Genomic DNA, 25,976 nt, shown 5'->3' with positions numbered 1-25,976 from the left:
GTTCAGACTCTAATTTTCAACAGCTGTCCCGTGGTGATTGCGGGACGTAAACAATCAAATCAGGAGAAGTGGAAATGAAAGTTGGTATCTTGAAAGAAATCAAATCAGAAGAGAACAGAGTTTCCATGACACCATCCGGTGTTGAAGTCATGATCGCAAACGGTCATGAGTTGTGGGTTGAAAAATCCGCAGGTGTTGGAAGCGGTTTCTCCGATGAAGACTACATTGCTGCAGGTGCAAAGATCATCGACACCCCCGCTGAAATCTATGCGGAATGTGAAATGGTCATGCACGTTAAAGAACCTCAGGCTTCTGAATACGACATGGTTCGTGAAGGCCAGATCGTTTTCACTTACTTCCACTTTGCTCCTGATGAGCCCCTGACCCGTGCATTCGTCAAGAACAAGTCCATTGCTATCGCCTACGAAACCGTTGAAGGTGACAAAGGCGACCTGCCCCTGCTGACCCCCATGTCTGAAGTTGCAGGACGTATGTCCGTTCAGGAAGGCGCCAAATACCTCGAACGCTACTACGGCGGACGCGGAATGCTCATGGGCGGCGTAACCGGTGTTACTCCTGCAAACGTTGTTGTTATCGGCGGCGGTGTTGTTGGTACCAACGCAGCAATGATGGCCTGCGGTCTGGGCGCCAAAGTTACTATTCTCGACATGAACCTCGAAAGACTGCGTTACCTCTCCGAAATCATGCCCAAGAACTGTTTCCCCATGATGAGCAGCCCCGCACTCCTTCGTGAGCTGGTTCAGGAAGCTGATGTTGTAGTTGGTGCAGTTCTGGTTGCCGGTGCTAAAGCACCCAAACTGGTTACCCGCGAAATGCTTAAAACCATGAAAGACGGTTCCGTTATCGTTGACGTTGCCATCGACCAGGGCGGTTGCTTTGAGACCTCCAAACCCACCACCCACGGTGATCCCGTCTACGACGTAGAAGGCGTTATCCACTACTGCGTTGCCAACATGCCCGGTGCAGTACCCATGACTTCCACCATGGCCCTGACCAACGCAACCCTCCCCTACGCACTCCAGATTGCAAACAAGGGTTGGAGACAGGCAGCTCAGGACAGCCACGCCATCAAGACCGGTCTGAACATTGTTGGCGGCAAGGTTACCTACAAGGGCGTTGCCGATGCATTCGACCTCGAATACACCCCCGTTGAAGGCGTTCTTTACGACAACTAAAAACACAACAATCTGCTGACAATTCAGATAAATAAGTCAAATCAGGAAGACTGTTGAGAATGAGTTAGAAATAATCGCACAAATACACTGGGGCAGTGCGCAGGCTGTTCTGCGCACTCCTCAGTGTTTTCCTATAACCCCACAGGAAAGAGAGGGAAGGTCTGCTCACCGGAACTCTTTACACCACAGCTGGAGTTTTCTCGGCAGTCTTGGATGTAACCTGAAACACTTACAAGGGGATGATATGGAATTCTTGACTTTACTGGACGGACTGGTTGGAAAAGTAGGGGCCTTTGCTTGGGGCCCGCCCATGTTGGTTCTGCTCGTAGGAACCGGAATATGGTTAACTTTCTCTCTGCGCGGACTGCAGTTCAGAAAATTGTGGTACGCACTTTACCTTGCCCTTATTAAACGCAAGGAAGACACTGACGAACCCGGCGATATCACCCACTTTCAGGCTCTGATGACCGCCCTCTCCGCAACAGTCGGAACCGGTAACATTGCCGGTGTTGCAACAGCCATCGCAGTTGGTGGCCCCGGTGCACTGTTCTGGATGTGGATGACCGGCCTCGTGGGTATGGCCACCAAGTACGCGGAAGCTGTTCTGGCTGTTAAATACAGAGTCGTTGATGAAAACGGCGAAATGAGCGGTGGACCAATGTACTACATATCCAAGGGCCTCAACATGCCCTGGCTGGGAACCCTCTTCGCTATCTTCGCATCAATCGCCGCTTTCGGTATCGGTAACATGGTTCAGTCCAACTCCGTTGCCGATGCAGTTGAAGCAACTTACGGGCTCTCCCCCTATATTACCGGCCTCGTGCTGACAATCCTGACCGCAGCAGTTATCCTCGGCGGTATCAAAAAGATCGGTAAAGTTACCGGACTGCTCGTTCCTGTCATGATCGTTTTCTACATGGCCGGCGCATCCTACGTCATTCTGCTCAACATCACTGAAGTTCCCGCAGCCCTTGCTTTCATCGTAGAACAGGCTTTCAGCCCCACCGCTGCAGTTGGCGGATTTGCAGGTTCCACCATCATGCTGGCTGTCCGCATGGGTGTTGCCCGCGGTGTATTCTCCAACGAATCCGGTCTCGGTAGTGCTCCTATTGCAGCAGCTGCTGCCCAGACCAAGCAGCCCGTAACTCAGGCTCTGGTTTCCATGACCCAGACCTTCATTGACACCATCATCGTCTGTACCATGACCGGCCTCGTTCTGATCCTTACTGGAACATGGTCCTGCGGTGCCACCGGTGCTGAACTGACCACCATCGGTTTCGGCGCAGGTTTCTCAGGCGGTGAACACGTTGTAACCATCGGCCTTATTCTTTTCGCCTACTCCACCATCCTCGGCTGGTGTTACTACGGTGAAAAATCAATTGAATACCTGCTCGGTGTAAAGGCAGTACTGCCCTATCGCATAGCATTCATCTGCTTCGTAGGTATCGGCGCCATTGCAAAGCTCAGCTTCGTATGGAACCTTTCCGATACCTTCAACGGTCTCATGGCTATCCCCAACCTTATCGGCCTCCTCCTGCTGACTCCGGTTGTAGTATCTGAGACCAAGAAATACTTCGCAAGACAGGAAGAAAAATCCACAGATATGAAAACCTCCACTGCTACTGAAACCGAAAAATAGTTTCATAAAAGCATAAGACATACGGACCCCACATCGCACCTCTTCCGGGCGCATGCCACCGCCCGGAAGAGGTTGCCAAAAAAGTTCATCAAGTATGCAGTAACACGAGGTGTGACATGAATAATCCCAAAACTTTCGCCCCCATATGGGCAGAAGTGGACCTGTCCGCAATCAAACATAACTTCAATGAAGTTCAACGTCTGGTAAACAAACAGTCAAAGATAATGGCTGTTGTAAAAGCTGATGCATACGGACACGGTCTCACAAAGATAGCGGACTGCCTGAACAGAGCCGGAGCCGATTATTTTGCCGTGGCGCGACTGGATGAAGCTGTTGCCCTGCGCAATCACGGCATTGAAAAGCCGATTCTGATTCTCGGCTACACTCCCCCTGAAGCAACAGCGGAACTGCTTGAATACAACATCACCCAGACAGTATTTTCAAAAGATTATGCCAGTCAACTGAATGCAGCCGCCAGTCAGATCGGAAAAATTTTAAAAACACATATTAAAGTCGATACCGGAATGGGTCGGTTAGGCCTTGTTGACGCCAGCCATGACGGAACTTTTCTGGAATCGATAAGCGCAATCAATCGCCTACCCAACCTTGAAACAGAAGGTCTCTTCACCCATTTCGCAGCCAGCGATGAAGCGGACAAGTCCAGCGCGTTCGAGCAACTGGGCCAATTCAAAAATATTATTGCAGCAATTGAACGCAAAGGGATCAACATCCCCCTCAAACATGCTGCCAACAGTGCCGCAATAATTGACCTTCCGGAATCATACTTGGACATGGTCCGTCCAGGAATCATGCTTTACGGACTTTATCCGTCAAACGGAGTCCACCAGCAGAATGCCGATCTCCGGCCTGCCATGCAGATAAAGGCCCGCATTGCGCAAACCAAAGAAGTCCCTGCAGGATTCAGGATCAGCTACGGTCACACCTACACAACACCGATCGCAACAAAACTGGCGACAATTCCGCTTGGCTATGCGGACGGCTACAGAAGACAACTGTCTTCAGCCGGAAAAGTACTGGTCCACGGACAACATGCACCTATAGTGGGAAGAGTCTGTATGGATCAAAGCGTAGTAGATGTAGGAAAAATCGATAATGTTGAAGACGGAGATGAAGTCGTCATTATCGGCAGACAGGATCAGGCTGAGATTTCTGCAGAGAGAATGGCCTGTGAACTCGGGACAATCAATTACGAGATCGTGTCCACACTTATGGCCAGAGTGCCGCGAATTTATAAGGATCAATAAACTTATTTCATAAATTTTCTGACTGAATCCATACATGCACATTCCCTCAAAATCTGTGCAACCCGCTTCAGGACACCACTGCCCGGAGCACAGGCTTCATCAGGAAACTGCTCTCGGCCTAACAGCGTTCTTCCAATCCGCATAACGGAACAACGCACTCAGCCACAGGAGCTATCTGGAAGTTCATGAAAATGGACATTGCCCGCCGACAGAAGATACCCCGACACCTTCTGCCGGATACGACCTAAGACACCGCTGGAAAGAACATGAAAACAATTCATGCATGACAACGGCGAATGGAGGTACTTATCAAACCGAAAGTATATACTCTGAAACCAAAAAAGTCCGGGACAGCCTCATGGCTAGACATGGCTGCATAACCGGAAACACGCCGTTCAACTCTGGCGGCAAACGAATTCTTAAGCTGAAAGTACAGACAGAGTTAATGGATTCTTACCCAAACACTGCCGTTTGGGGTCATGGCTAAGGCGTGTATTATTAAAGCCCAGTCCCGTATTAGCGGGGCTGGGCTATTTTTAAAAAAACACAGCATGTCTAGCTAATTGATATTAAAACTAGGATTATTTATTTTGAAATCTCTAAGTAAACGAAGAGCTTTAGGATCAGCTTGAGCAGCAGCTTTATTGACCCATTTTAATCCTTCAACATTATTCTCGTATCCACCCAAGCCGAATAAGAGTGCGGCTAAATTAACCTGTCCTCTTGAGAAACCATCTTTAGCTAATTTTAAATATAGCCTTTTGGCTTCTTCTATATTTATATCAACACCAATGCCATGCTCATAACAGAACCCAAGAAGAAGTTTCGCATCTTTAGAACCCATCGCTGAAGATTTTTTTAGCAAGGACACTCCCATATTATCATCCTTTGGAATACATTCACCTTTGAAATACATATTAGCCAAATTGAACATTGCTTGAACATCATTACTTCCAACTGCTGTTTTATAAAATTTTACAGCCTGCTCGCAATCAACAGCAACACCTATTCCAGTCTGATAAAAATAACCTAGTATACCAGCAGCATCAACAACACCATGATCATAGGCTGCTTTATACCAGTGTATAGCCTTCTCGTAATCAACGGATCCACTAAGCCCATGTTCAAATAAATATCCTAACTCATAAAAAGCTCTAGCATGTCCTAACTCCGAAGCTTTTTTCAACAAGGATATCCCCTTATGGATATCTTTATTTAAACACCTTCCATCAATATACATCTTTGCCATAAACATCATAGAAGGAAGATCATTTGCTTCAATAGCTTTTTTATACAACCGTACGGCCTCAACACAACTAGGCTGAACCCCTTGCCCATGCTCATACAATGAAGCTAATGCTCTTGTTGCAACAATGCTCCCTTGTTCATGAGCAGACCTTACCCAATATGCAGCCTTTTTATTGTCCACAGGTCCACCCAAACCTTCGTGGTACAACACCCCCAAATTATATTGAGCATTTATATTTCCATCATCGGCTAGTCGCAACAGAAGTTGGCGTTCTTTTACGTACTCAGCTCTATCATGATAGAACAATCCTATAGTGCACATCTGGAGATCACCGAAATACTGACTCTTGAGGAACATGATCACTAATCCCCCAAGAAGCCAGCAAAGCATTATGACTATATTTTTTCTGTTTAATTTCAAATTCATAAAGACATTTTCTGCAAAGAGGAAACAACACCAAGCTAAACAATGACAACCACTCAATTTAACATTACAAATACAGATCAACAAAATGGATCATATAAAGTCTTATCTCCGAAGCTAATCACAGTAGACAATTAACAATTCTAAGTCATTAGCCGAGCTCGCACAATTGTAAAATACAAATGATCACAAAAAATCCCTCCCACACAAAACACGAGAGGGCTTTAGAATTATATAAACCTAAAATACTTTTCTACTCCTCCCGCTTGGAAAAGTAGATATTGCATAGAGCCAGCAGCGAAGTTCCTACAATCAGCATCAAAGAAACAGCATTGATGACCGGGGTGCTGCCGTCCCGAACCTGCAGGTACAGGTTGATCGGCAACGTCGGCTCCGATCCGACCAGAAAGAGGGTGGTATTGAAGTTTTCGAAACTCATTAAAAAAGCCACCGCTCCGGCACCGATGATAGCCGGGCGCAGGAACTTCAAGGTAATATGCCAGATAACACCCAACGGAGTTGCGCCTAGATTCAAAGCCGCTTCCTCAAGAGAATGGTCGAATTTGCGCAATCTGGCTGAAACCACGAGGGTTACAAATGTGGTGATGAAGGAAAACTGCCCAAGTACCACCAGCCAGAAGCTGGGCCGAAAGAGCTCAAAATCAAGCCCGAAGGTTTCATCAAGATAAGTCCCTGCGGTATTTGATGCCAATAACATAGAGATACCGAGAATTACCCCCGGGATTACCAAGGGAGCCAGCATCAGAAAGTAGAGCAATCCCTTAAAACGAAATTCTTCCTTCTCAAAAAGGAAGCTCGCGCAGGTTCCCACGATAACGCTCAAGATGGAAACAAAAAACGCGGTCTGAAAACTGGTCACAATGGAACGCAGGTTCTGATCATCATAAAACAACCCTATCCGCTCCGGTCCGCTGGAAAGAAACCAGTCCAAGGTAAAACCCTTCCATGGCAGGGAAGGGAAATCAGAATTGTTAAAGGCCAGCACGCAAGTGACCACTAGCGGAGCAAATAAGAAGATAAAATACAAAATGATGAAACAATTGAAGGACCAATTGTAAGCTTTACTGCGTGGCAGGGAACGAATCATGATGCCACCTCCCCAAGTCTTTGACGGGTAAGTTTAAGCCCGGCCCAGATAATCAGGGAACTCAAAACCAGCAGCAGAAAACCGAAGGCCGACCCCTGATTCCAGTTAAAACTGGCGATAAACTGATTGTAAATCTGCTCCGTGAACCAAAGGGAATTCTTGCCGCCCATAAGATTCGGTGTCAGGTAGTTTCCGAGCACAAGCATAAAGACTACAATGGAACCGGAAGTAATCCCCGGTTTGCAATGAGGAATGATGATTGTCCGCCAGATTGTCCACTGCCCTGCCCCCAGATCGTGCGCTGCTTCGATAAGACTGTCGTCAAGGCTCTCCATAACAGAGACCAGCGGCACAACCATGAATAACATGGAAGTATAAACCAGCCCCATGATCATTGTCGCATCATTGTAAAGCATCTCGATGGGCTTATCTATAACTCCGATCTTGAGCATGAAAAAGTTAAGCACCCCGGACTCACGCAAGAGAATCATCCAGCCGTAAATACGAACCAGCTCACTTACCCAGAAGGGCAGTAAAAGCATAATCATCAATGCACCCTGCACCCGCGCCCGCGCCAGCTTGGCGATATAGAACGACACCGGCATGGAAAGCAGGAAAACGATGAAGGTAGTAACGATGGCGTAAAGGCAGGTACGCACAAAAGTAAGCCAGTAGACAGGTTCATCAAAAAAATTGATATAGTTTTGCAGAGTCCAGACCATATCGCCGTAGTCATTCTCCCCCCTGAAACTCATGGTCAACAGGTCACAGAGCGGCAGCACGATCAGTAAAAACAGCCACAAGATTACCGGGGCAAAAAATATCCAGAAAACCATTCGCGAGCGGGTCATAATTATCCCTCCGCTCCGAAACAAATACCGGAATCAGGATGCCAGCCCACGGAAATTTCATTGCCCGGTTCAATGTGATCAAAACGGCGGTTCTGGGGCAAGCTGACGATAAGTTCATGATCATCTTTGGTTACAGTAAGCAAGCGGCTGTTAGCCCCGTCAAAAAGAATGCTCTTCACCGTGACTTCAAAGACATTCAACCCTGTGCGGTCTTTCGGTTCAATGAGCATGGCCTCGGGACGCAGAAAGAAATCAGCCCGACCGCCGCAAACGCAAACGCCATGTGGATTGGTCTGAAAAGTATATCCTTCATCAGTGAGAATACGGACTTTCTCAGCATCGCTTTCAACAACCTTGCCGCTCCATTTATTATTATCTCCCACAAATTGAGCGACAAATGGAGTAGCGGGCTCTCCGTAAAGTTCCTGCGGACTGCCCACCTGCTCAAAACGCCCCTTATTCATTACCGCTACCCGGTCGGACATGACCAAAGCTTCGGACTGATCATGAGTAATATAGATAAAAGTTGTCCCCACTTTGGCCTGCAGCTTCTTTAATTCCACTTTCATCTGTTCCCGCAGCTTCAAATCCAGCGCCCCCAGCGGTTCATCAAGGAGCAGCACTGAAGGTTCCAGCACCAGACAACGGGCAATCGCCACCCGCTGTTTCTGACCGCCGGAAAGCTGGTTGATCTGTTTCCCGCCGTAACCGGGCAGGCCGACCCTTTCCAGAATAGTTTCGGTCTTCTTTTTAATCTCCGCAGCTCCCACACCACGTCTCTTCAGCCCGAAGGCAATATTCTCGGCAACATTCATCATGGGAAACAAAGCCAGATGCTGGAAAACAAGATTCACAGGACGCTTGTTAGGCGGCACACCGATCATGCTTCCGCCCCGGATTTCAATATCACCGGAAGTAGGCTCTTCAAATCCGGCTATCATACGCAGCAATGTGGTCTTGCCACAGCCGGAAGGTCCTAGGATTGAAAAAAATGATCCGGCAGGAACATCGAATGAGACTCCGTCAACAGCAGTGAACTCGCCGAATTTTTTCACCATATCAGAAACAGAAAGATCGTTAATCATAGAAAATAGCCCGGAGTAGAATATTGAACAAAAGCGGAGAGTCCTAAGACTCTCCGCAGCAGAGAATGTTATTTCAACAGAGGTGCCTAGTTGGCAGCCTTGATCTTATCAAGAATCTTACCTTCCATGCTTTCCAGCTTGGCAGGCACCGGGGGATACCATTTAATATTATCGATAACTGCCTGAGGAAAAGAACGTGCAAAATTAGCAGCAACAGCCTTCTCAGTGAACTTCAGAGCATCCTTGGACGCGGTTGCATATTTTTCCTTGGAGGAGAAGTAACCGGCATTTTCAGGCTTCATCATAAAGTTGATCCACTTGTAGGCGGCTTCAACGTTTTTAGCCTTGGCAGGAATTGCAAAAGTATCGATCCAGCCGAGAGCGCCTTCTTTGGGTGCCTTGAAATCAATGGCTTTGTTGTCAGCATGCAGCTTCCATCCACCGGCGTCCCAGGCCATAGCGACAAAGACTTCACCGGAACGCATGGATTCAAGAAGAGAATCACCGTTAGCCCAATAATTTTTAACAATGGGCTTAGCTTCGATCATAGTCTCGGCGATTTTGTCGAGCATGGCTTTGTAAGCTTTGGGATCATCATAAAGAGCGAAAGGATCATAACCGAGGGCAAAACCCATGGCGATGAGTGTAGGTCTCTTGAGGCGATAGCTCACACGCCCTTTGTACTTGGGATCAATCAGAGCCTTAAAGGAATCCGCGTTCGGCGCCTTTTCACTGTTCACGATCAAGCCGGATGTCCCCCAGCAGAAAGGAGCTGCGTAAGATTCATCTTTAACAAGGGTGTTGGCTTTAACCGCAGTGAGCATGGAAGGGATAAACAGACTGGAATCAAGCTTGGAATAATCCATAGCCTGATACAGGTTATACTTTTTCTGTACTGAAGAGATACGGTCCTGTGAAGGTTGGGCAAGGTCAAAACCTGCACCTCGGGTGGCCCGCAGCTTGGCAATCATTTCCTCGTTGTTGGAAAAGGTCACTTCGACCTTGATTCCGGTTTCCTTTTCAAAAGTGTCGATCAATTTCTGGGGTGCATACCCTTTCCAGGTTAACAGCTTCAGAGTCTCCGCTTGAGCGGTTCCGGCCAGAGCAAACACAGTCAGCAAAGCAAATACAAGAATCCTTTTCATGACAAACTCCATATTTTTGTAACAAATAATCCAACAATTCAGGAAGTTGTTACAGACACACATAAAGCGGCACACCACCAACCAGTCACAAAACAGTAAAGGTAATGTTACAGTTACTATTGGATTCAAAGCAAGATTTTTACTGATTTCCCCAAATCGAAAACAATTTGTGCGATTCCGAAAACATACCAATGCAAAAGAAAAGCCCTCCCACACAAAAGTGCAGGAGGGCTGAATCAATTCTATTTAACTATGTAATTTACTGATTCTTGAAGGTGATACGGAAGCAGACATAAGCGCCGCCCCAAGTGATACCGAGTCCGAAAAGCATCATGATGATTGCTGAGAATTCCATATCTATCTCCTTTTCAGAAAGTTTCTGTTGATACCGGTTACATTGACGAATCCACCGTCACTGCGGGCACAAACCAGACCGAAAATCAGGCAGATAACAATTGTAGACCAACCGAATGCAACAGTAGCCGCAGTAGAGTAACCGCCGTAGTTTTTGGAAAGATCTCCTACAAAGTTTGAAATCAGCATAAAGCCGAGCATTGCGGGAACCACAAAACGGAGACTGTTCATCCACAGTGCGCCAACTTTAATTTCGGAAGTAAGGTTTACATGATTACGCAGGTCATCGAGTTTGCAGAACCAAGCCACAAAAAGGATCTCAATAAATCCGCCCATAAGGATACCGAAGTTATTAATAAAGTGGTCTACGATATCAAGCAGGAGCAGTCCGCCGCCAGTGGTGAAGGCGATGCTGACCAGAAAACCAAGCACACATAAAACAGTAGCTGCAACCTTACGTGAAACACTCATCTTATCGATAAGTGCGGCAACAACAACCTCGGCAAGAGAGATCATGGAAGACAGACCGGCTACAGTAAGTGCGAGGAAGAACAGGGTTCCGAAAAACGCAGGAGCAGGCATCAGGTTGATAGCGGTAGGCAAGGTGATAAAGGCAAGTCCGACACCGGAACCGGCAACGTCACTAACCGGTACGCCCTGCTGATGAGCCATGTAACCGAGGACACTGAAAATCATGATCCCGGAAATGACACTGAAACCGCAGTTGATAAAAACGGTCATACAGGCGTTGTTGGTGATGTCGGAATCCTTGGAGAGATAACTTGAGTAAGAAATCATGATCGCAAAGCCGATGGACAGGCTGTAAAAAATCTGGCCGAAAGCATCAGCCCAGACTTTTCCGTCCATAATGGCGTTGAAATCTGGCTTGAACAACCATTCCAGACCATCAGCAGCACCGGGCAGCATCAACCCTCTGCCGATGAAGATGAATACAAGCAAGAAAAGCAAAGGCATGAAGATCTTGCTGATCCGTTCAATACCGCTCTTAACCCCGGTAAAAACAGCCGCATAAGTCATCAACCATGCAGCGGCTGTGGCGTAAAGGATTGAAGTCTGCACACCGCCCATGTTCATGGGAGAATCGGTCAGGCCGAGGAATTCACCGAAAAAGAAATCCTTGGGCGAGGCAGTCCAGCCCTGATTAAAGGCAAGCAGGAAATAGTTGATGGCCCAAGCCACGACTACAACATAATAAGTGGTGATAATGAAAGACACCATAACCTGCCACCAGCCGAGCCATTCCCATTTTTTGGAAATGGAGGAAAAAACCTTGGGAGCTGAGCCCTTGAATTTCTGGCCCAGACCAAATTCAAGAATCATGAAAGGCATACCTGCGGCAAGCATGGCCACAAAATAAGGAATAAGGAATGCGCCGCCGCCGTTTTCATAAACCATGTACGGAAAACGCCAGATGTTTCCCAATCCAATTGCGGACCCCACTGCGGCCATGATGAAGCCTGTACGTGAACCCCATGTTTCTCTTTTCTGCATGTTGCTGTAACTCCTTGAAACAATTCCGGTTCCACAACAGCTACACGGAACCAGCATAAATAAAAAATGAAAACGAGTCACCCGGTCAGGCGACCCTTCCTAATAGAATACAGGGCTACGGAAATTAAAAATGACCTTTCAGCCGGTCCTCCCGGAGAGACGGACACTGCGGCACAGACGTTTCAACGTTGTTAACGGGGAAAAGGAATGTTTTAGACAGGCTGAGTGGAGCTGATAGCCCTTTGGGGCGGTTTATTAATCCAGATAATCCCGACGGTCAACCGCAAGGGCTCTACTTTTTACAATTTGCGATATTTAACCTCTTACAAGAGTTGTTTATCGAAAAAAACTTACCCTTTTTTTAAAATTAATCCAGACAAAGCAGTAAAAAGAAAACAGTAAATAACACCAACTATATGCAGCCAGAAAATGCATCCTGCTTACATATTATCTACTGCTATGGTATACTGATAATACCAACACAAACTGGAAGTAATGACCCATTTTATCTAAGGAGGTATCATGGGGAAGGACGATTTATTATTCAGCGACAGTGACGATCTCTTTCTGGAAGACGAAGTAGAAGTCGAAGAGCCAAGCACCCAGAACTTATGGAAAGTATTGATAGTTGACGATGAAAAAGAAGTTCACACAACAACAAGACTGGTTCTGAATGATTTTAAATTTGAGGGCGCCGGACTGGAATTCCTCTCCGCTTATTCAGGACTCGAAGCCTTGGAGATACTTAGGCAACACACGGATATAGCAGTCGTTCTGCTGGATGTGGTCATGGAAACACCTCATGCCGGGCTGGATTGTGCCGATGCCATCAGAAACGAATTAAAAAATAAAAACATCCGCATCGTACTTAGAACCGGACAACCGGGACAAGCTCCGGAACGCAAGGTAATTGTTGAATACGATATCAACGATTACAAGCACAAAACAGAATTAACAACGCAACGCCTGTTCAGCACAGTCTATACAGCGATACGCTCATACAGGGACCTTTCTGCATTGGATAAACAGCGGATCGGATTAAGATACATAATAGATGCTTCAGCTGATTTTTTTCAACAACACTCCATCAGCACGCTGGCGAAAGGTGTTCTTACCCAGATAGAAGCAATGTTCAGCATGCACAACTCATTATACGTTCATTCGAAGAAGAATTTTGCTGCTGCCATGAGTGACGGCACAAATAAAATATGGAGTGTTCTTACCGGAACAGGAAAATATGGAGATAGCAACGAAGATCCTCAAATCAGTGAAAAGGTGCTTACTCTTCTGAATGAATCAGTAAAATCTAAAAAAAGTGCTTTTGTAGGTGAGGATTTCATCGGATATTTTCCTACCCAGTCAGATAAGCACCACGTCATTTATCTTGAAGATTGCAGAGCTCAAAACATTGAAGAAATCAACGACCTATTAACTGTATTTACCAATAATGTAGGAATTGCATTGGACAATGCATATTTAAACGAAGAAATACAGGAGACACAAACTGAAGTAATTTATCGATTAGGTGAAATCATCGAAACCAGATCAAAAGAAACTGCCTACCATGTAGAACGTGTAGCAGAATATAGTTACATAATTGGCATTGCAGCAGGGATGTCATCTATAGACGCAAATAGATTAAAGCAGGCTTCACCCATGCATGATATTGGAAAGGTCGGTATTTCAGACAGTATTCTTCTAAAACCGGGAAAACTTAATGATGAAGAATTCGAGATCATGAAGACTCATACCAGTATTGGGTATAAACTCTTTAAATCATCCAAAAGGCAATTACTGAAAATAGCCGCCGACATAGCATACACACATCATGAGCATTGGGACGGGAACGGATATCCGAGAGGAATCAAAGGAGAGGATATTCCTCTCGAAGGACGCATAACAAACATTGTAGATGTATTTGACGCCCTATGCAGTGACCGGGTTTACAAAAGGGCATGGTCTGCTGAAGAAGCTTTAAAATTCCTCATTGGGGAAAAGGGAAAAATGTTCGACCCCAACCTTGTCGATATATTTGAAGAACAGTTTGAGAATATTTTGAAAGTAAAAGAAAAATACTCAGGCTCACAGGAATAGCTATGCCTATCTTCAAGAAAATTGCGAAAATAGCTGATTCATTATGGGTTAAAATCACTATTCCCATAGTATCTTCAGTCATTTTATTTTTGGGAGTAGTTGTTTTTGTACAATTACCGGAAACATATAATGCTCTGCTGAATAAACGCAAAGAAGCATTACGGGACGCCACCGACATCGCATGGAACACACTGAACTTCTATCACGAAAAACAATTAAGAGGAGAAATGTCGGAATCAGAAGCTCAGGAAAATGCAATCAAAAGTATATCTGAAATTAGATTTGGAGCATCCGGCAAGGATTATTTTTGGATCATGGATTACCATCCGCATATGGTAATGCACCCTTACGTTTCTAAACTGAATGGGGAAAATGTTACGAATTACCAAGATGCCAAAGGCAAGAAATTATTTATTGAAATGGTTTCTGAAACCAAGAAGACAGGAACTGCATACATACCTTACCACTGGCAATGGCAGGATGATAAAAATATAATCTATGCAAAAATATCATACGTTAAACGTTTCAAACCATGGAAATGGATTATCGGAACCGGAGCATACATTCACGATATAGATGAAAATGCCATACAACAAACACAAAAGATGTTTCTTGCCACGTTGGGAGTTCTTAGCATCATATCCTTACTTTCATTTCTATCTATCAAGAGGTCTGTTCAAGCTTCTTCAATAATTTCGAAAAACGAAGCAACCATGCGAGAAATATTTCAGCAGTCTAAAGAATTGCTGATCATTTTAGATATGGACGGCTCGATTCTTCAAGCCAACAAAGCCGTGCTTGAAATGTCTAAACTTTCAACCCCTCAAATTTTTAACTGCAAACTTGAAGACATATTCCCTAATATCGATCAAGAATCAGCTGAAACCATTAAAAAGGCAGTCAAAAACGCTGGCAACGGTTCAAGCTCCAGTTTCGATATGAAACTCATTGCAGACAACAACACACGCACCTATCTAAAAGTAACGATCACCCCCATTAATGACGATGAAGGGGAAACCATATTTATCTTTGCAAACGGAATTAATCTTACAGATATCAACATTGCATTTGAACAACTTGAAGAGCTGAACGCAAATCTTGAAGCCCGTGTAGCGGAAAGAACCCACGAATTAAAATTATCCCTTGAAAATCTGCAGAATACGCAAGATCAACTTGTTCAGTCCGAAAAAATGGCCGCACTTGGTGGACTGGTTGCCGGAGTTGCCCATGAGATAAATACCCCGCTCGGACTGGGTGTAACAACTGCCACCTTCCTAGAAGAACAGGTAAGCAAGATAAAGGAAGCCTATGAAGAAGGTAAATTCACCAAAGGAGAATTTGAAGTTTTCCTGAATAATTGTGAAGAAGCGACACGTTCAATGCTGGTTAACCTCAGAAGAGGGGCCGACATAATTCGCAGCTTCAAGCAGGTTGCAGTGGATCAAACCAACGAATCTTTGCGGACCATCAACCTCAATGAATACCTTGAGGAAGTCATGCTCAGTTTAAAACCGAGCTACAAAAACAGTGGGCACATTGTAAAAACAGACTGTCCCGCCGATATAATCATAACAACGTATCCAGGACTTTTGATGCAGATAATTTCCAACCTGACAATGAATTCGCTGATCCATGCTTTCAGCGGGATAGATTCAGGACACATTACTATTGCGGCATCGAAAGAAAGTGAGAAAATTAAAATCATTTATTCAGACGACGGCATAGGCCTGACACAAGAGCAACAGGCCAAAATATATGATCCCTTCTTTACTTCCAAACAAGCAGCCGGCGGAACAGGGTTGGGCATGCACATTGTATATAATATTGTCACCCAAAAACTACGCGGCTCAATACAGTTGGAATCATCACCCGGCCAAGGGGTTTGTTTTACGATAATTATTCCTGAACACAATGACAGCAACTAACAAACCAAGTATCTGATTTTACGGGCCGGCAACCACCCTACCTTTTTTAAATTTATGATAATTGTTGACTCCACTTCGATTGTCGTAAATAAGTGTCAGCTTTTGCAATACAAACACACTGCTCAGGCTTTCATTTTCGTTCAATATATCTCTCCGAGAACATAATCATTAAATCATATGCTGACCGGACGTCAGCCTTGAATTTATATTTGCAGTAGGGACCACCTGCGGTCTCTACTATTTTGTTTTTTACAATCACAACCAGTTTTAAAAGGATTTTTCGTGAATTCAAACAATTCAATTGTTTCCCCTTCCAACGGCAGTGTCCGTGCTGACATATTCTCCGGACTTACTGTTGCCCTCGCCCTTGTTCCTGAAGCTGTTGCTTTCTCCTTTGTCGCAGGCGTCCCGCCCATGGTCGGGCTGTACGGAGCATTTCTCATGTGCTTTATCACCGCAATTCTGGGCGGCAGACCCGGCATGATCTCCGGCGCAACCGGAGCCATGGCGGTGGTAATGGTCAATCTGGTAATGGAAGGTAATGCGCTGGGCGAGCCCGGTTCATATACAGGGCTGCAATATCTCTTTTTTACCCTGCTTTTAGTCGGTGTTCTTCAAATCATGGCCGGCTTCTTCCGCCTAGGGAAGTTCATTCGCATGGTTCCCAGATCGGTTATGATGGGATTCGTCAACGGACTGGCTATTGTAATCTTCCTTTCCCAGCTGAACATGTTCAAATCAGAAGGAACATGGATGCAGGGTCAACCGCTCTGGTTGATGATCGGACTTGTTGCATTAACCATGGCAATCCTGACCATCGTGCCCAGACTGCATAAAAAAGCACCCGGAGCACTGATCGCCATCATTGCGGTTTCTATCTTTGTCACTGCCATGCAGGTTGAAACCCAGACTGTGCTCTCATTTATCCAATCCAACGGCGGAACCGGTATTAAAGGCGGCCTGCCTTCCTTTGCCATTCCTCAAGTACCGCTGACATGGGACACCCTCATTTTCGTCACCCCCTATGCCTTGATCTTAGCCGCTATCGGCCTGATCGAAACCCTGATGACCTTATCACTGGTTGACGAACTCACTGAAACTCGCGGCAGCGGAAACCGTGAATGCCTTGCTCAAGGTATCGGTAACTTTGTTAACGGTTTATTCGGCGGCATGGGCGGATGTGCCATGATCGGCCAGAGCATGATCAACATATCCTCAGGCGGACGCGGAAGACTTTCCGGAATTGTCGCAGCCGGTGCTCTGCTCTTTTTCATCATGTTCACTTCACAGTACATTGAACAGATTCCCATTGCCGCACTTGTCGGGGTTATGCTCATCGTGGTCATCAAGACCTTTGCATGGAGCACCTTCAACATCATGAACAAGGTTCCCAAATGGGATGTCACCGTCATCGTGCTGGTTACGGTCCTGACCGTAAAATATGATCTTGCCATTGCCGTTATCTGCGGCGTGATCATCTCGGCGATGATCTTCGCATGGGAAAACGCCCTGCGTATCCGCGCCCGCAAGATGGTTGATGAACAAGGCATCAAGCATTACCAGATCTACGGTCCGCTGTTCTTCGCTTCCACCACTCTGTTCCTCAGCAAGTTCGACGTGTCGGGAGACCCGGACAAAGTGATCATTGATTTCGAAGATTCCCGGATAATGGACCAGTCCGCCATTGAAGCAATCAACAAAATTGCCTCCATGTATGAACGGGCCGGAAAAAGAGTCTACCTTGTCCATCTCAGCCAGGATTGCGTGCGCTTGATCAAGCGGGCCGAAAAAATCTGCGTGGTGAACATACTTGAAGATCCCAGCTACTTTGTCGGCATCGACAACTATCACCAATATATTGAAAATCTTGAATTTGAAGCGCTTTAGGATTGAAAAGTATTTATACAAAGATGAAAAAGGGTCAACATTTGGGCTGACCCTTTTTTAGTGGAATCGCTAATTACTCCCACACATATGCCCAATGCACATCACGGACATATCGTGCAAGCTTTAACTTATCTTTTGCCTTGAACAGGTCGATGATTACCTGATGCTCTTTGTAGTTGGCTTCCCTGAATGCTTCGCCCCAATCCCTTTCCGTGAACACGAAGAGGCGGGTACGGTTTATATCCAGCAGATAGCGGAGGTAATTGTTTGGGCATAGCTTTAAATAGGCATTATGAAAATTCGTGTTGATGGCGTTGCAATCTTCGTATTGAGCACCTTCAGACGAAGCCATGATCTGGGAATTGAACATTTCCATCTCATGGATATTTATATTTGTAATGAGGTCAAACATGGACATGACCGCCTGATACTCCAGCCCTCCGCACACTTCGAAAATATTTTTTTTATCCTCGTGTGTAAGAGCATTGATAATAATCCCACGCTGGGGGAGAATCGAGACAAACCCTTCAACCTGAAGCTGCAGCAGAGCTTCCCGCAGCGGGGTTTTACTGGTTTCCAACTCGGCAGCAAGCTTATTGATACTGATCAAGCGTCCGGGCTCAAGTTTGCCGGACTTCATATCATCAAGCAGTTTTTTATAAACTGTTACACGCAACAATCCCTCAGCATCAGTAAACATTCAACCTGCTCCTAGGTGCATACTTTTCAACCCATTGTAAAATCATATTTTTTTAGTATTGCCCTTGACGAATGAGTAAGTTAGCTTAGTACATAAAGTAGCGCAACAGTATTCAGGGAACTTGACTATCTACATTAAGCCCCTGATTTTTTTTAAAATCACAACTGATATACTAGTATAGCAGTTTAAAAAAGACACTCCGGCTTCACGCTTTGGAGCCTCAAAATAAGGCGAGGTAAAAACATGCTTCAAACAAATATTTCTCGAAAGAGACTATCTTCCGGAGTCATATATGCCTTGCTGGGAGCCCTGTGTTTCGGCACCACAGGCACTCTTCAAGCACTTACTCCGGAAGGAAGTCAGCCTCTTGTAGTAGGCACAATGCGCCTGCTTGTGGGCGGCCTCATAATGTTGCCATGGGTAAAATTAACTTCAGGATTCACAAAAAAGATTCCCTGGCCCAAGCGGGCTACGCTGATGGCCACAGCCGGTCTGGTGTTATTTCAACTTTGCTTCTTTGTCGCATTACGTCTTACGGGAGTAGCTGTAGGTACGGTGATCGCCATTGGCTCCGCACCCATAATCGGTGGCCTGATTGACTTTTTTTTTAGAGGAATAACCCCCGGGAAAACGTGGTCCATAGCCACTCTGTTAAGCATATTCGGTCTAACTATGCTTTCATTTGATGCAAATGTTAAACTTGAGCCCCTTGGCATGTTCACGGCATTAGGAGCTGGTGCCGGTTACGCAATTTATGCTGCAAACAGTCAGATAATTCTGGCGAACCGATCTGCGCAGGAGATGATGGCAATGATCTTTTGCATCGGTGGGATGGCAATGAGCCCACTCCTCCTGATAAATGACATCTCATGGATGGCATCCATTCAAGGGGCTACGTCAATCCTGCTCCTCGGAACGGTAAGTTCTGCAATCGCGTTTTGTCTTTTTGCAACCGGATTAGCGACACTTTCACTCTCCACGGGCTTGACCCTAGGCCTCGCAGAACCGCTTGTCGCCGCCATGCTGGGTATTCTTTTTCTTGGAGAGCCCTGTTCAATGCAGTCTGTTTTGGGGATTTTCATTATATTTTCCGGTATGTTTGTGATGACAAGAACGCCATCACCCTAAAGCATTCCAGACAATACAAGGGCTTACACCCATAAAGCTGTAAGTCCTTGTTTGTCTGATACCGGGAGCGAGGCTCATTGGCCGTTCCAACTGGCTATGCAGGCCAACTACTACCCTGGTAAGGTGCACAGTCAGGTTGATTTGTCGATATTAATCCTGTTGGGAACGGTTGTTCATCAGCAGCTCATATCGATCCCGCAGAAATAGCATACTTCCGTAACTCCTTCCGATTTTCAAACTCCAGCTTAGCAACCATACGGGTGAAATATGTCTCCACCGTACGCGGGCTGATATCCAATTTTTCTGCCATTTCGGTATTACTTAATCCTTGCCCCAGAAGCTCATATATCTGCCGTTCACGATCACTGAGCAAATCAATCAACTGCAGGACCGGTCCGTCCTTTTTATCCAGAACTTCAGCTGAGTACGGACTGAGAAAACGTTTACCGTGCAAAATAACTTCAATGGCTTCAAGGATAATTGCCGGATCTTCACACTTGGTGACATAACCTAACGCGCCTTCACGAAATGAACGGTCAATAATGGAAGGGGTTTCGTGCATGGAATAGACCAGCGCGGCAATGTTGCGTTTCTCAAGTTCCGGAAGGAGTTCCAATCCGCTACGGTCATGCAGGGTCAAATCCAGCAAAGCGACCTCACACGCTATATTTTCCAGAATTTCAAAAGCTTCGGAACAGCTTCCCGCCTCGGCAACCACCTTATGTTCGCAAGTCTCCAGAAGCATACGCATTCCGGCACGCACAGCAGGATGATCATCAATAAGCAACACGCGGGCAGCAGTATTCTTTTCGCTCATAATTGATTTCCTACGTCATTTGAAATTTTCAAAACGGAACATGGGGCCACGCAGGTAACAATAGTCCCCCCCTGCGGACCGTCCTCAATCCGTAAATCTGCATTAATGAGCTTGGCACGGTGGGCCATAATACTCATTCCCAGCCCGCCGTCAGGCGAACCGGCAGCACTGCGCCCGATACCGTTATCCTTCACCTGCAGCTTAACCCGCCCATCGCCGGTGGACTCCAATTCCACTAGAATCTTTGCGGCTCCGGAATGCTTGGCGGCATTGATCAGGGCCTCCTGTGCAATGCGATACAGAGTAGTGATATTGGTGTTTGTACATTTCACACAGTGGGACTTAAGGCTAAAAACAATGTCGATTCCCGTCGCCGCCCTAATATCGCGCACAAGAGTCTCCAGTGACGGGCCGGGCATGGAAGCACCATGCTCCACAGGCCAGAGTCCGCGTGCTGTTTTGTAAGCATCATCAGTAGACTCCTTGAGTAAATCAGCCAATTCGCGCAAAGCCTGTGCATCTTCAAGATCCCTGTGTTTATGGGCAAGAGCGGATGAACGCAACCGTGCCCCGGTCAGTTGCTGACACAGACCGTCATGCAGTTCATGACTGATACGCCGGCGTTCCTCTTCACTGATGTTCACAACCTTCTGCTCCAGCCTGTTACGTTCATTCATTTCATCATGCAGGGAGATATTCTTGATTTCCAATTCCTTTGAAAGCCGTTCCACTGAATCAAAAGAAGCAGAAAAACGTTGCGCCATGGCAAGGGACTGGGTCAGGACAAAGAAACATACCGCAGGCTCGGCAAGATAGATGGATTTTATTATCCCGGTATGGGTAAGTGCATCATTCCAGCCGACCATAAATTGCGCGGCCAACCCGGCTATCAAAAACTGCGCACCTTTTCTTCCCCGTTTAATGCATAGTGCCAACCGGTGCAGGTAGTAGCCTGAATAGATCATTATCTGCAGCAGACAAATGGCAATAAACCAGTACAACGGCAGTCCGGGAACGAAAATCAGCAAGAGAAAAAAAACGCCAATCCGTCCATCAAGAAAATAAAGCAACTTATGATGAAACTCCTCAGGATAAAGAGTTTCTAAAAAACGAAACAACAGTGAGGGCCAGATCACAAAACAGGCCAGTGAAAAATACTCCATCACTTGCGGATTCCACCAAGGCAGGATCGCCGATGCGACCCATTGTGAAGTATTTGAGGTTACACTGTAGCCCACTACCAGCAGGCAATAGATGCTGAAATAAAGCGGTGCCGGATCACGTTTACGAAACAGGTACAGCACCAGATGATAGATAGCCATAATCAGCATGCATCCGGCAAAGAACAGGGCCAGTCCCCAGTCACGGGCGCGCTTGTGTTCCAGTGTTCCGGGATGGGCCACCATGATAGGTTCAGGCACCCCTCCCGTCCTGAAATGATAGTTGGAAACCTGTAATATCAGCTCCACCGGTTTGCCGTAAAAATTTATCTCCGCCAATTCCAGCGACCTGCCCGGGAACTCCTCCTGCGCAGAACTGCCCGGTATACCGCACTGGGCGATGAGTTTTCCGTCAGCCCAGAACCTGTAAGCCTCGTGAATATCAAAGAGTCGAATATGCAACCGCTCTAAATCCTGTCCCGGCATCATCCTCAGACGGAATGAGGCCTGCCCGGTCCCGCCCAGCTTCTTGCCGTCCAGTTCAAACCTTGTCCATGATCGATGCATTGGGAAATAGCCGTCCATTTCCGGTTGCGGCTTGCCCTCCTCAAAATCAGCCGGGGTAAGCAATCGGTCCCAATAAAATTCCCATTCACCGTCAAGACTCAATGTTTCCCCTGCTGAAAGCCTCAGTTGCCGCAGGTCGAATATGCCTCCCTCGGCCAGCAGCTTTCCGGCATGCCCGTTTTGCGGACAAACAGCAGAAAACAACAGCAGGACTGCCAGCAAAACAAAGATGCTTCTGCCGGATTTAAATATATGGACTGGAGTAATGTGTTTCATTCTTAGATGATTATCCGGTTATTCAACGCAACAGTGGTTACCTAAAATGGTACATACAGAGGCTCTCTACATGCAGGAGCATACAAGCTGAAGCATTTTTTTCAACATCAATTTTATTTAAAAAAAAGTGCATTTGTACGTGTTTTAACGGACAACCATGATTCTTTTTTTATGTTAAGCAACAATTGCGTTTCTAAACTCTGCAAAGATAACCATCAATTTTTATTATAGTTATTAAACAAAAAACCGAGCCGACCATGAAAATCACGCTGTACGTTTACTCCAAATCCATGTCCGCTGTGAAACAGTATGCATTCACATTAATGCTGCTTTCCGCCCTGCTCCTGCCCATGCTGGTACCATCATCCGGCTTGGCTGCCGCAGGAAATGAAAAATGGTATTTTGCAAAATTCGGAGGTATAGCCATCGGCAGTGATGGAACGGTTTACGTTGGCAGTAAAGATACAAACCTATACGCTCTTGAGTCTGATAAAACAGAAAAATGGTCTTATACAACTGGAGGAGAAATCACTTCAGCACCGACTATAAGTAGTGACGGGACTATTTATGTCGGTGCAGGTGACGGTAAGCTATACGCCGTAAACTCCGATGGTTCCGAAAAGTGGATATACGACACAGGTAGCGGAATATCCCGTTCTGCGGCAATAAACAGCGACGGAACAATATATGTCGGAGCAGGTGACGGTAAATTACATGCCGTAGACTCCGATGGTTCCCAAAAATGGATATATGGCACAGACCTTACGCTTACCTCTGCTCCGGTAATAGGTCCTGACGGAACTGTTTATGTAGCAGCAGATGACTATAATTTATATGCAATAAAATCCGACGGCACACTAAAATGGACCTTCAAGGCTGGTGGTAAGATAAAATTTTCTCCTGCCATTGACAGTAATGGAGTCGTCTATTTCGGCTCAACTGACTCAAATTTATATGCTCTTAAAGCCGACAACACCCTGAAATGGAAATTTCAAGCAGGCTCTGGAATAACATCTTCCCCGGCCATCGGCAGTGGCGGCATTATTTATTTCGGTGCGGCAGACAATTATCTATATGCCCTGAATTCTGACGGCAGTGAAAAATGGAAATATGGAACAGGCGGTTATGTAAGATCACCAGCTATTGCCAGTGACGGAACCATCTATGTATGTGCAGGAGACAGCACCTTCTATGCCATAAACCCTGACAGCTCCATTAAATGGTCAATAAGCACAGGATCTTATAGTTCTCCGACATCAATATCGCCAGCCATAGGAGAAGATGGAGCAATTTATTTCGGCATAAATCCAGGGATGGGTGGAGAACGGACTCTGCATGCGAGAGAAGGAGATTCAGGAGGACTTGCCGACACCGACTGGCCCAGATTCCAAAAAAACAACCGGAATACCGGAGAGAGCGAATCCGGCTGCGTCTGCCCAAGCGACACTCAGGCAGACGGGGTAACAGTATCTGTCTCCGCCAGCATTGCCAAAGAGATGGACAGCACGGAACTGGCCACCCAATACAGCTCCGGCGCTTTCTCGCCCAAAAGCAACTTAAACTCCTTTAACGCCACCATCGATGTAAACGGAGGCAGTGCAACCTTCCGTATCAGTTCCACAACCATCCCCACAGGAAAGGTCTCCGACCTGACCCTTATGAAATTCTACAATACCAACGGGACGTCCAAGGAATATAATAATTACGCCCTTACCGGACCGGAATACAGCCTCGACGGCTACTGGTGGATAACAGATGCAAATGGAAACCACTTGGCCCGGACTGATGACACAACCCTTGGCACTGAATATTACATCTATTTCGTAATCAAAGATAATGGAGACTATGACGAGGACCGAAACCTTGGAAAAATATCCGACCCGGTGGCAGTAGTAACAGGTTCAAGTTCCGGTTCCGGCACAGGATGTACTTTGAATCCGCAGGCAACCTTCAGTGTAGAATGGTTACTGCTTATGCTGGCACCGTTGCTCCTGCACCTGCGCGGCAGATTTAAGAGATAAACAAAGAGACATCCTCGTACCCTTTTCTAATCCGATCTCCTTTGTTTTTGTATGGGAAAATTGGAAAAATTTATTTTAAACACTACAAAAAAAGGACTTACAACTCAAAAGCTGTAAGTCCTTGTATTATCTGGTACCGGGAGCGAGACTCGAACTCGCAAGGGCGTGAACCCGGCGGATTTTGAGTCCGTTTTTTGGTGTTTCACAACAAATCACACAATTTCATTTAAATTCACTTAATATTTGTTTTAATTGAACTTTTAGTCAATTAAGCTTCACAAATTATCACTTAGGATCATTGTCCATACTCAAAAAAAGTTGTACAGGAGTTGTACAGAATTTGGAGGTAATGATGGCAACGAGACCCAAGTGGAACAGGACGAAGTACCCCGGAGTGCGTTACCGGGAACACGAAACCCGCAAGCACGGCATTCAGCCGGACAAGTATTTTACCATCACCTACAAATACAAAGGGAAGACCAAAACCGAGTCCATAGGCTGGGCTAGTCAGGGTGTAAAAGCTCAAGATGCTGCGAACGTTCTTTGTGAACTTAAGGTCAACCAGACTCAGGGCAATTTTCCCCAGACGCTTAAGCAGAAAAAAGAAATGGCAGCCGCTGCACTCGAAGAACAGGAAGCACGCGAGAGAGCTGAAAAAGACAAGGGTATCACCTTTGATGAGATCTGGGCTCAATTCTATCGACCACAAGCGGAAGCCAACAAAGCAGCCAAATCATGGAAGAGAGAAGAAAGCTTATACCGTATCTGGATTTCACCTGCCATTGGCGACTGCCCTTTTGCCAGAGTATCAGCGACCGACTTTGAAAAGATCAAAACCAATATGTCTGAAAAGGGACGCAGCCCCCGCTCCATACAGTATGCCCTTGCAACCGTGCGCCAAGTATACAATGTCGCCAAGAATTTAGATATTTTCAAAGGCGATAATCCGGTCAAAAAAATCAAGATGCCCAAAATGGACAACCGTCGCACACGTTTCCTGTCAGAAGATGAAGCTGATCAGCTTCTTGATGTTTTGCTGAAAAAGAATCCCCTGCTGCATAGCGTTTCTTTAGTTTCCCTTTACTGCGGCCTTAGAGCTGGCGAGATCATCGAGCTTGAATGGAAGGATCTGAACTTTGCAGAAGACATGATCCTGATACGTGACGCCAAGAATGGATTCTCACGTCACGCTTTCATGACCAAACAGGTAAAGAAAGAACTCCGAGAACTGCGCAAGCAAGTTGACCCTGACCAAAAGCCGGTCTTCAGCGCACAACGCGGTAAGAAGCTTAATGAGGTCTCCAGACTTTTCAATGAGGCTGTTGACGAGCTTGGATTAAATGTCGGTATCGACGACCGTAGGCAGAAAGTTGTTTTCCATACCCTGCGCCACACTTTCGCAAGCTGGTTAGTTCAGCGGGGCACTCCACTTTATACCGTGGCAAAGCTCATGGGCCATTCCACTCTGGCTATGACAGAACGGTATGCCCATCTTGCTCCGGACAATTTGAAAGCTGCTGTGGCTGTTTTAGAAAACTAGTGTCCTCAACACTTCTTGACAAAACGTTGCGCAG

Annotated in this window: 19 protein-coding genes; 9 read left to right on the top strand and 10 right to left on the bottom strand. The window is 46.2% G+C overall.

What is annotated here, in order from left to right; genetic code table 11:
- Nucleotides 1-74 precede the first annotated feature (74 nt).
- From ald to alr, 3 genes are all read left to right on the top strand, one after another.
- Nucleotides 75-1,196, top strand: a complete 1,122-nt coding sequence (ald, locus tag ACKU40_RS18595) for an alanine dehydrogenase (protein ID WP_320174273.1) — start codon at nt 75-77, stop codon at nt 1,194-1,196.
- Between the two features lie 244 nt (nt 1,197-1,440).
- Complete coding sequence (locus tag ACKU40_RS18590; RefSeq protein ID WP_320174272.1) at nt 1,441-2,835, top strand: sodium:alanine symporter family protein; 1,395 nt, start codon at nt 1,441-1,443, stop codon at nt 2,833-2,835.
- Nucleotides 2,836-2,951: 116 nt separating this feature from the next.
- Entirely contained in the window at nt 2,952-4,100 is a 1,149-nt protein-coding gene (gene alr, locus ACKU40_RS18585) for an alanine racemase (protein ID WP_320174271.1), read from the top strand.
- 559 nt (nt 4,101-4,659) lie between these two features.
- Here the strand turns inward: alr and ACKU40_RS18580 are convergent.
- From ACKU40_RS18580 to ACKU40_RS18550, 7 genes are all read right to left on the bottom strand, one after another.
- The gene (locus ACKU40_RS18580) at nt 4,660-5,670 is read right to left on the bottom strand and encodes an SEL1-like repeat protein (RefSeq protein ID WP_320174270.1); all 1,011 of its coding nucleotides are present in this window, start codon (nt 5,668-5,670) and stop codon (nt 4,660-4,662) included.
- A gap of 355 nt (nt 5,671-6,025) precedes the next feature.
- Entirely contained in the window at nt 6,026-6,880 is an 855-nt protein-coding gene (locus ACKU40_RS18575) for an ABC transporter permease (RefSeq protein ID WP_320174269.1), read from the bottom strand.
- Nucleotides 6,877-7,731 (bottom strand): ABC transporter permease, encoded by an 855-nt coding sequence (locus ACKU40_RS18570; RefSeq protein WP_320174268.1) that lies wholly within the window; start codon nt 7,729-7,731, stop codon nt 6,877-6,879. Before ACKU40_RS18570 ends, ACKU40_RS18575 begins: the two co-directional genes overlap by 4 nt.
- A 2-nt stretch (nt 7,732-7,733) precedes the next feature.
- Nucleotides 7,734-8,816, bottom strand: coding sequence for an ABC transporter ATP-binding protein (locus tag ACKU40_RS18565; protein ID WP_320174267.1), 1,083 nt, complete (start codon nt 8,814-8,816; stop codon nt 7,734-7,736).
- Nucleotides 8,817-8,902: 86 nt separating this feature from the next.
- Nucleotides 8,903-9,961 (bottom strand): extracellular solute-binding protein, encoded by a 1,059-nt coding sequence (locus tag ACKU40_RS18560; RefSeq protein WP_320174266.1) that lies wholly within the window; start codon nt 9,959-9,961, stop codon nt 8,903-8,905.
- A gap of 259 nt (nt 9,962-10,220) precedes the next feature.
- Nucleotides 10,221-10,316 carry a MetS family NSS transporter small subunit gene (locus tag ACKU40_RS18555; RefSeq protein WP_320174265.1) on the bottom strand — a complete coding sequence of 32 codons (96 nt, stop codon included), beginning with the start codon at nt 10,314-10,316 and terminating at the stop codon, nt 10,221-10,223.
- Nucleotides 10,317-10,318: 2 nt separating this feature from the next.
- A complete protein-coding gene (locus ACKU40_RS18550) occupies nt 10,319-11,827 on the bottom strand; it encodes a sodium-dependent transporter (protein WP_320174264.1) in 1,509 nt (502 codons plus the stop codon).
- A 522-nt stretch (nt 11,828-12,349) separates the two neighbouring features.
- Between ACKU40_RS18550 and ACKU40_RS18545 the strand changes: the two genes are divergently transcribed.
- The 3 genes from ACKU40_RS18545 to ACKU40_RS18535 all read left to right on the top strand — a co-directional run bounded on the left by ACKU40_RS18545 (nt 12,350) and on the right by ACKU40_RS18535 (nt 17,733).
- Nucleotides 12,350-13,921 carry a DUF3369 domain-containing protein gene (locus ACKU40_RS18545; RefSeq protein ID WP_320174263.1) on the top strand — a complete coding sequence of 524 codons (1,572 nt, stop codon included), beginning with the start codon at nt 12,350-12,352 and terminating at the stop codon, nt 13,919-13,921.
- A gap of 2 nt (nt 13,922-13,923) precedes the next feature.
- The gene (locus tag ACKU40_RS18540; protein WP_320174262.1) at nt 13,924-15,846 is read left to right on the top strand and encodes a cache domain-containing protein; all 1,923 of its coding nucleotides are present in this window, start codon (nt 13,924-13,926) and stop codon (nt 15,844-15,846) included.
- Between the two features lie 282 nt (nt 15,847-16,128).
- On the top strand, nt 16,129-17,733 hold the full coding sequence (locus ACKU40_RS18535; protein WP_320174261.1) for a SulP family inorganic anion transporter: 1,605 nt from the start codon (nt 16,129-16,131) through the stop codon (nt 17,731-17,733).
- 73 nt (nt 17,734-17,806) lie between these two features.
- Here ACKU40_RS18535 and ACKU40_RS18530 read toward each other — a convergent pair whose 3' ends face one another.
- A complete protein-coding gene (locus ACKU40_RS18530) occupies nt 17,807-18,433 on the bottom strand; it encodes a GntR family transcriptional regulator (RefSeq protein WP_320174260.1) in 627 nt (208 codons plus the stop codon).
- Between the two features lie 243 nt (nt 18,434-18,676).
- On the opposite strand from ACKU40_RS18530, the gene ACKU40_RS18525 reads away from it, so the two are divergent.
- Complete coding sequence (locus ACKU40_RS18525) at nt 18,677-19,561, top strand: DMT family transporter (protein WP_320174259.1); 885 nt, start codon at nt 18,677-18,679, stop codon at nt 19,559-19,561.
- A gap of 184 nt (nt 19,562-19,745) precedes the next feature.
- Here the strand turns inward: ACKU40_RS18525 and ACKU40_RS18520 are convergent, their stop codons facing one another.
- Together ACKU40_RS18520 and ACKU40_RS18515 are read right to left on the bottom strand one after the other, a co-directional pair.
- Nucleotides 19,746-20,378, bottom strand: coding sequence for a response regulator transcription factor (locus tag ACKU40_RS18520; protein ID WP_320174258.1), 633 nt, complete (start codon nt 20,376-20,378; stop codon nt 19,746-19,748).
- A complete protein-coding gene (locus ACKU40_RS18515) occupies nt 20,375-22,381 on the bottom strand; it encodes a sensor histidine kinase (protein ID WP_320174257.1) in 2,007 nt (668 codons plus the stop codon). The genes ACKU40_RS18520 and ACKU40_RS18515 overlap by 4 nt, the downstream gene beginning before the upstream one ends.
- A 257-nt stretch (nt 22,382-22,638) precedes the next feature.
- Here ACKU40_RS18515 and ACKU40_RS18510 point away from each other — a divergent pair, with 257 nt between their 5' ends.
- Together ACKU40_RS18510 and ACKU40_RS18505 are read left to right on the top strand one after the other, a co-directional pair.
- The gene (locus tag ACKU40_RS18510) at nt 22,639-24,402 is read left to right on the top strand and encodes a PQQ-binding-like beta-propeller repeat protein (protein ID WP_320174256.1); all 1,764 of its coding nucleotides are present in this window, start codon (nt 22,639-22,641) and stop codon (nt 24,400-24,402) included.
- A 349-nt stretch (nt 24,403-24,751) separates the two neighbouring features.
- Complete coding sequence (locus ACKU40_RS18505; RefSeq protein ID WP_320174255.1) at nt 24,752-25,942, top strand: site-specific integrase; 1,191 nt, start codon at nt 24,752-24,754, stop codon at nt 25,940-25,942.
- Nucleotides 25,943-25,976 lie beyond the last annotated feature (34 nt).

It is taken from the genome of Maridesulfovibrio sp. (assembly GCF_963666665.1).
Lineage (GTDB): Bacteria > Desulfobacterota > Desulfovibrionia > Desulfovibrionales > Desulfovibrionaceae > Maridesulfovibrio.
The sequence above is the reverse complement of the archived record's forward strand: the minus strand, read 5'-3'. Positions and strand labels throughout refer to the sequence as shown.

Coding starts and splice junctions, on each gene's coding strand:
- alr (WP_320174271.1), top strand. CDS start 2,952: ATGAATAATCCCAAAACTTTCGCCCCCATATGGGCAGAAGTGGACCTG.
- ACKU40_RS18515 (WP_320174257.1), bottom strand. CDS start 22,381: ATGAAACACATTACTCCAGTCCATATATTTAAATCCGGCAGAAGCATC.
- ACKU40_RS18570 (WP_320174268.1), bottom strand. CDS start 7,731: ATGACCCGCTCGCGAATGGTTTTCTGGATATTTTTTGCCCCGGTAATC.
- ACKU40_RS18555 (WP_320174265.1), bottom strand. CDS start 10,316: ATGGAATTCTCAGCAATCATCATGATGCTTTTCGGACTCGGTATCACT.
- ald (WP_320174273.1), top strand. CDS start 75: ATGAAAGTTGGTATCTTGAAAGAAATCAAATCAGAAGAGAACAGAGTT.
- ACKU40_RS18545 (WP_320174263.1), top strand. CDS start 12,350: ATGGGGAAGGACGATTTATTATTCAGCGACAGTGACGATCTCTTTCTG.
- ACKU40_RS18550 (WP_320174264.1), bottom strand. CDS start 11,827: ATGCAGAAAAGAGAAACATGGGGTTCACGTACAGGCTTCATCATGGCC.
- ACKU40_RS18505 (WP_320174255.1), top strand. CDS start 24,752: ATGATGGCAACGAGACCCAAGTGGAACAGGACGAAGTACCCCGGAGTG.
- ACKU40_RS18590 (WP_320174272.1), top strand. CDS start 1,441: ATGGAATTCTTGACTTTACTGGACGGACTGGTTGGAAAAGTAGGGGCC.
- ACKU40_RS18565 (WP_320174267.1), bottom strand. CDS start 8,816: ATGATTAACGATCTTTCTGTTTCTGATATGGTGAAAAAATTCGGCGAG.
- ACKU40_RS18525 (WP_320174259.1), top strand. CDS start 18,677: ATGCTTCAAACAAATATTTCTCGAAAGAGACTATCTTCCGGAGTCATA.
- ACKU40_RS18530 (WP_320174260.1), bottom strand. CDS start 18,433: ATGTTTACTGATGCTGAGGGATTGTTGCGTGTAACAGTTTATAAAAAA.
- ACKU40_RS18510 (WP_320174256.1), top strand. CDS start 22,639: ATGAAAATCACGCTGTACGTTTACTCCAAATCCATGTCCGCTGTGAAA.
- ACKU40_RS18580 (WP_320174270.1), bottom strand. CDS start 5,670: ATGTGCACTATAGGATTGTTCTATCATGATAGAGCTGAGTACGTAAAA.
- ACKU40_RS18520 (WP_320174258.1), bottom strand. CDS start 20,378: ATGAGCGAAAAGAATACTGCTGCCCGCGTGTTGCTTATTGATGATCAT.
- ACKU40_RS18575 (WP_320174269.1), bottom strand. CDS start 6,880: ATGATTCGTTCCCTGCCACGCAGTAAAGCTTACAATTGGTCCTTCAAT.
- ACKU40_RS18540 (WP_320174262.1), top strand. CDS start 13,924: ATGCCTATCTTCAAGAAAATTGCGAAAATAGCTGATTCATTATGGGTT.
- ACKU40_RS18560 (WP_320174266.1), bottom strand. CDS start 9,961: ATGAAAAGGATTCTTGTATTTGCTTTGCTGACTGTGTTTGCTCTGGCC.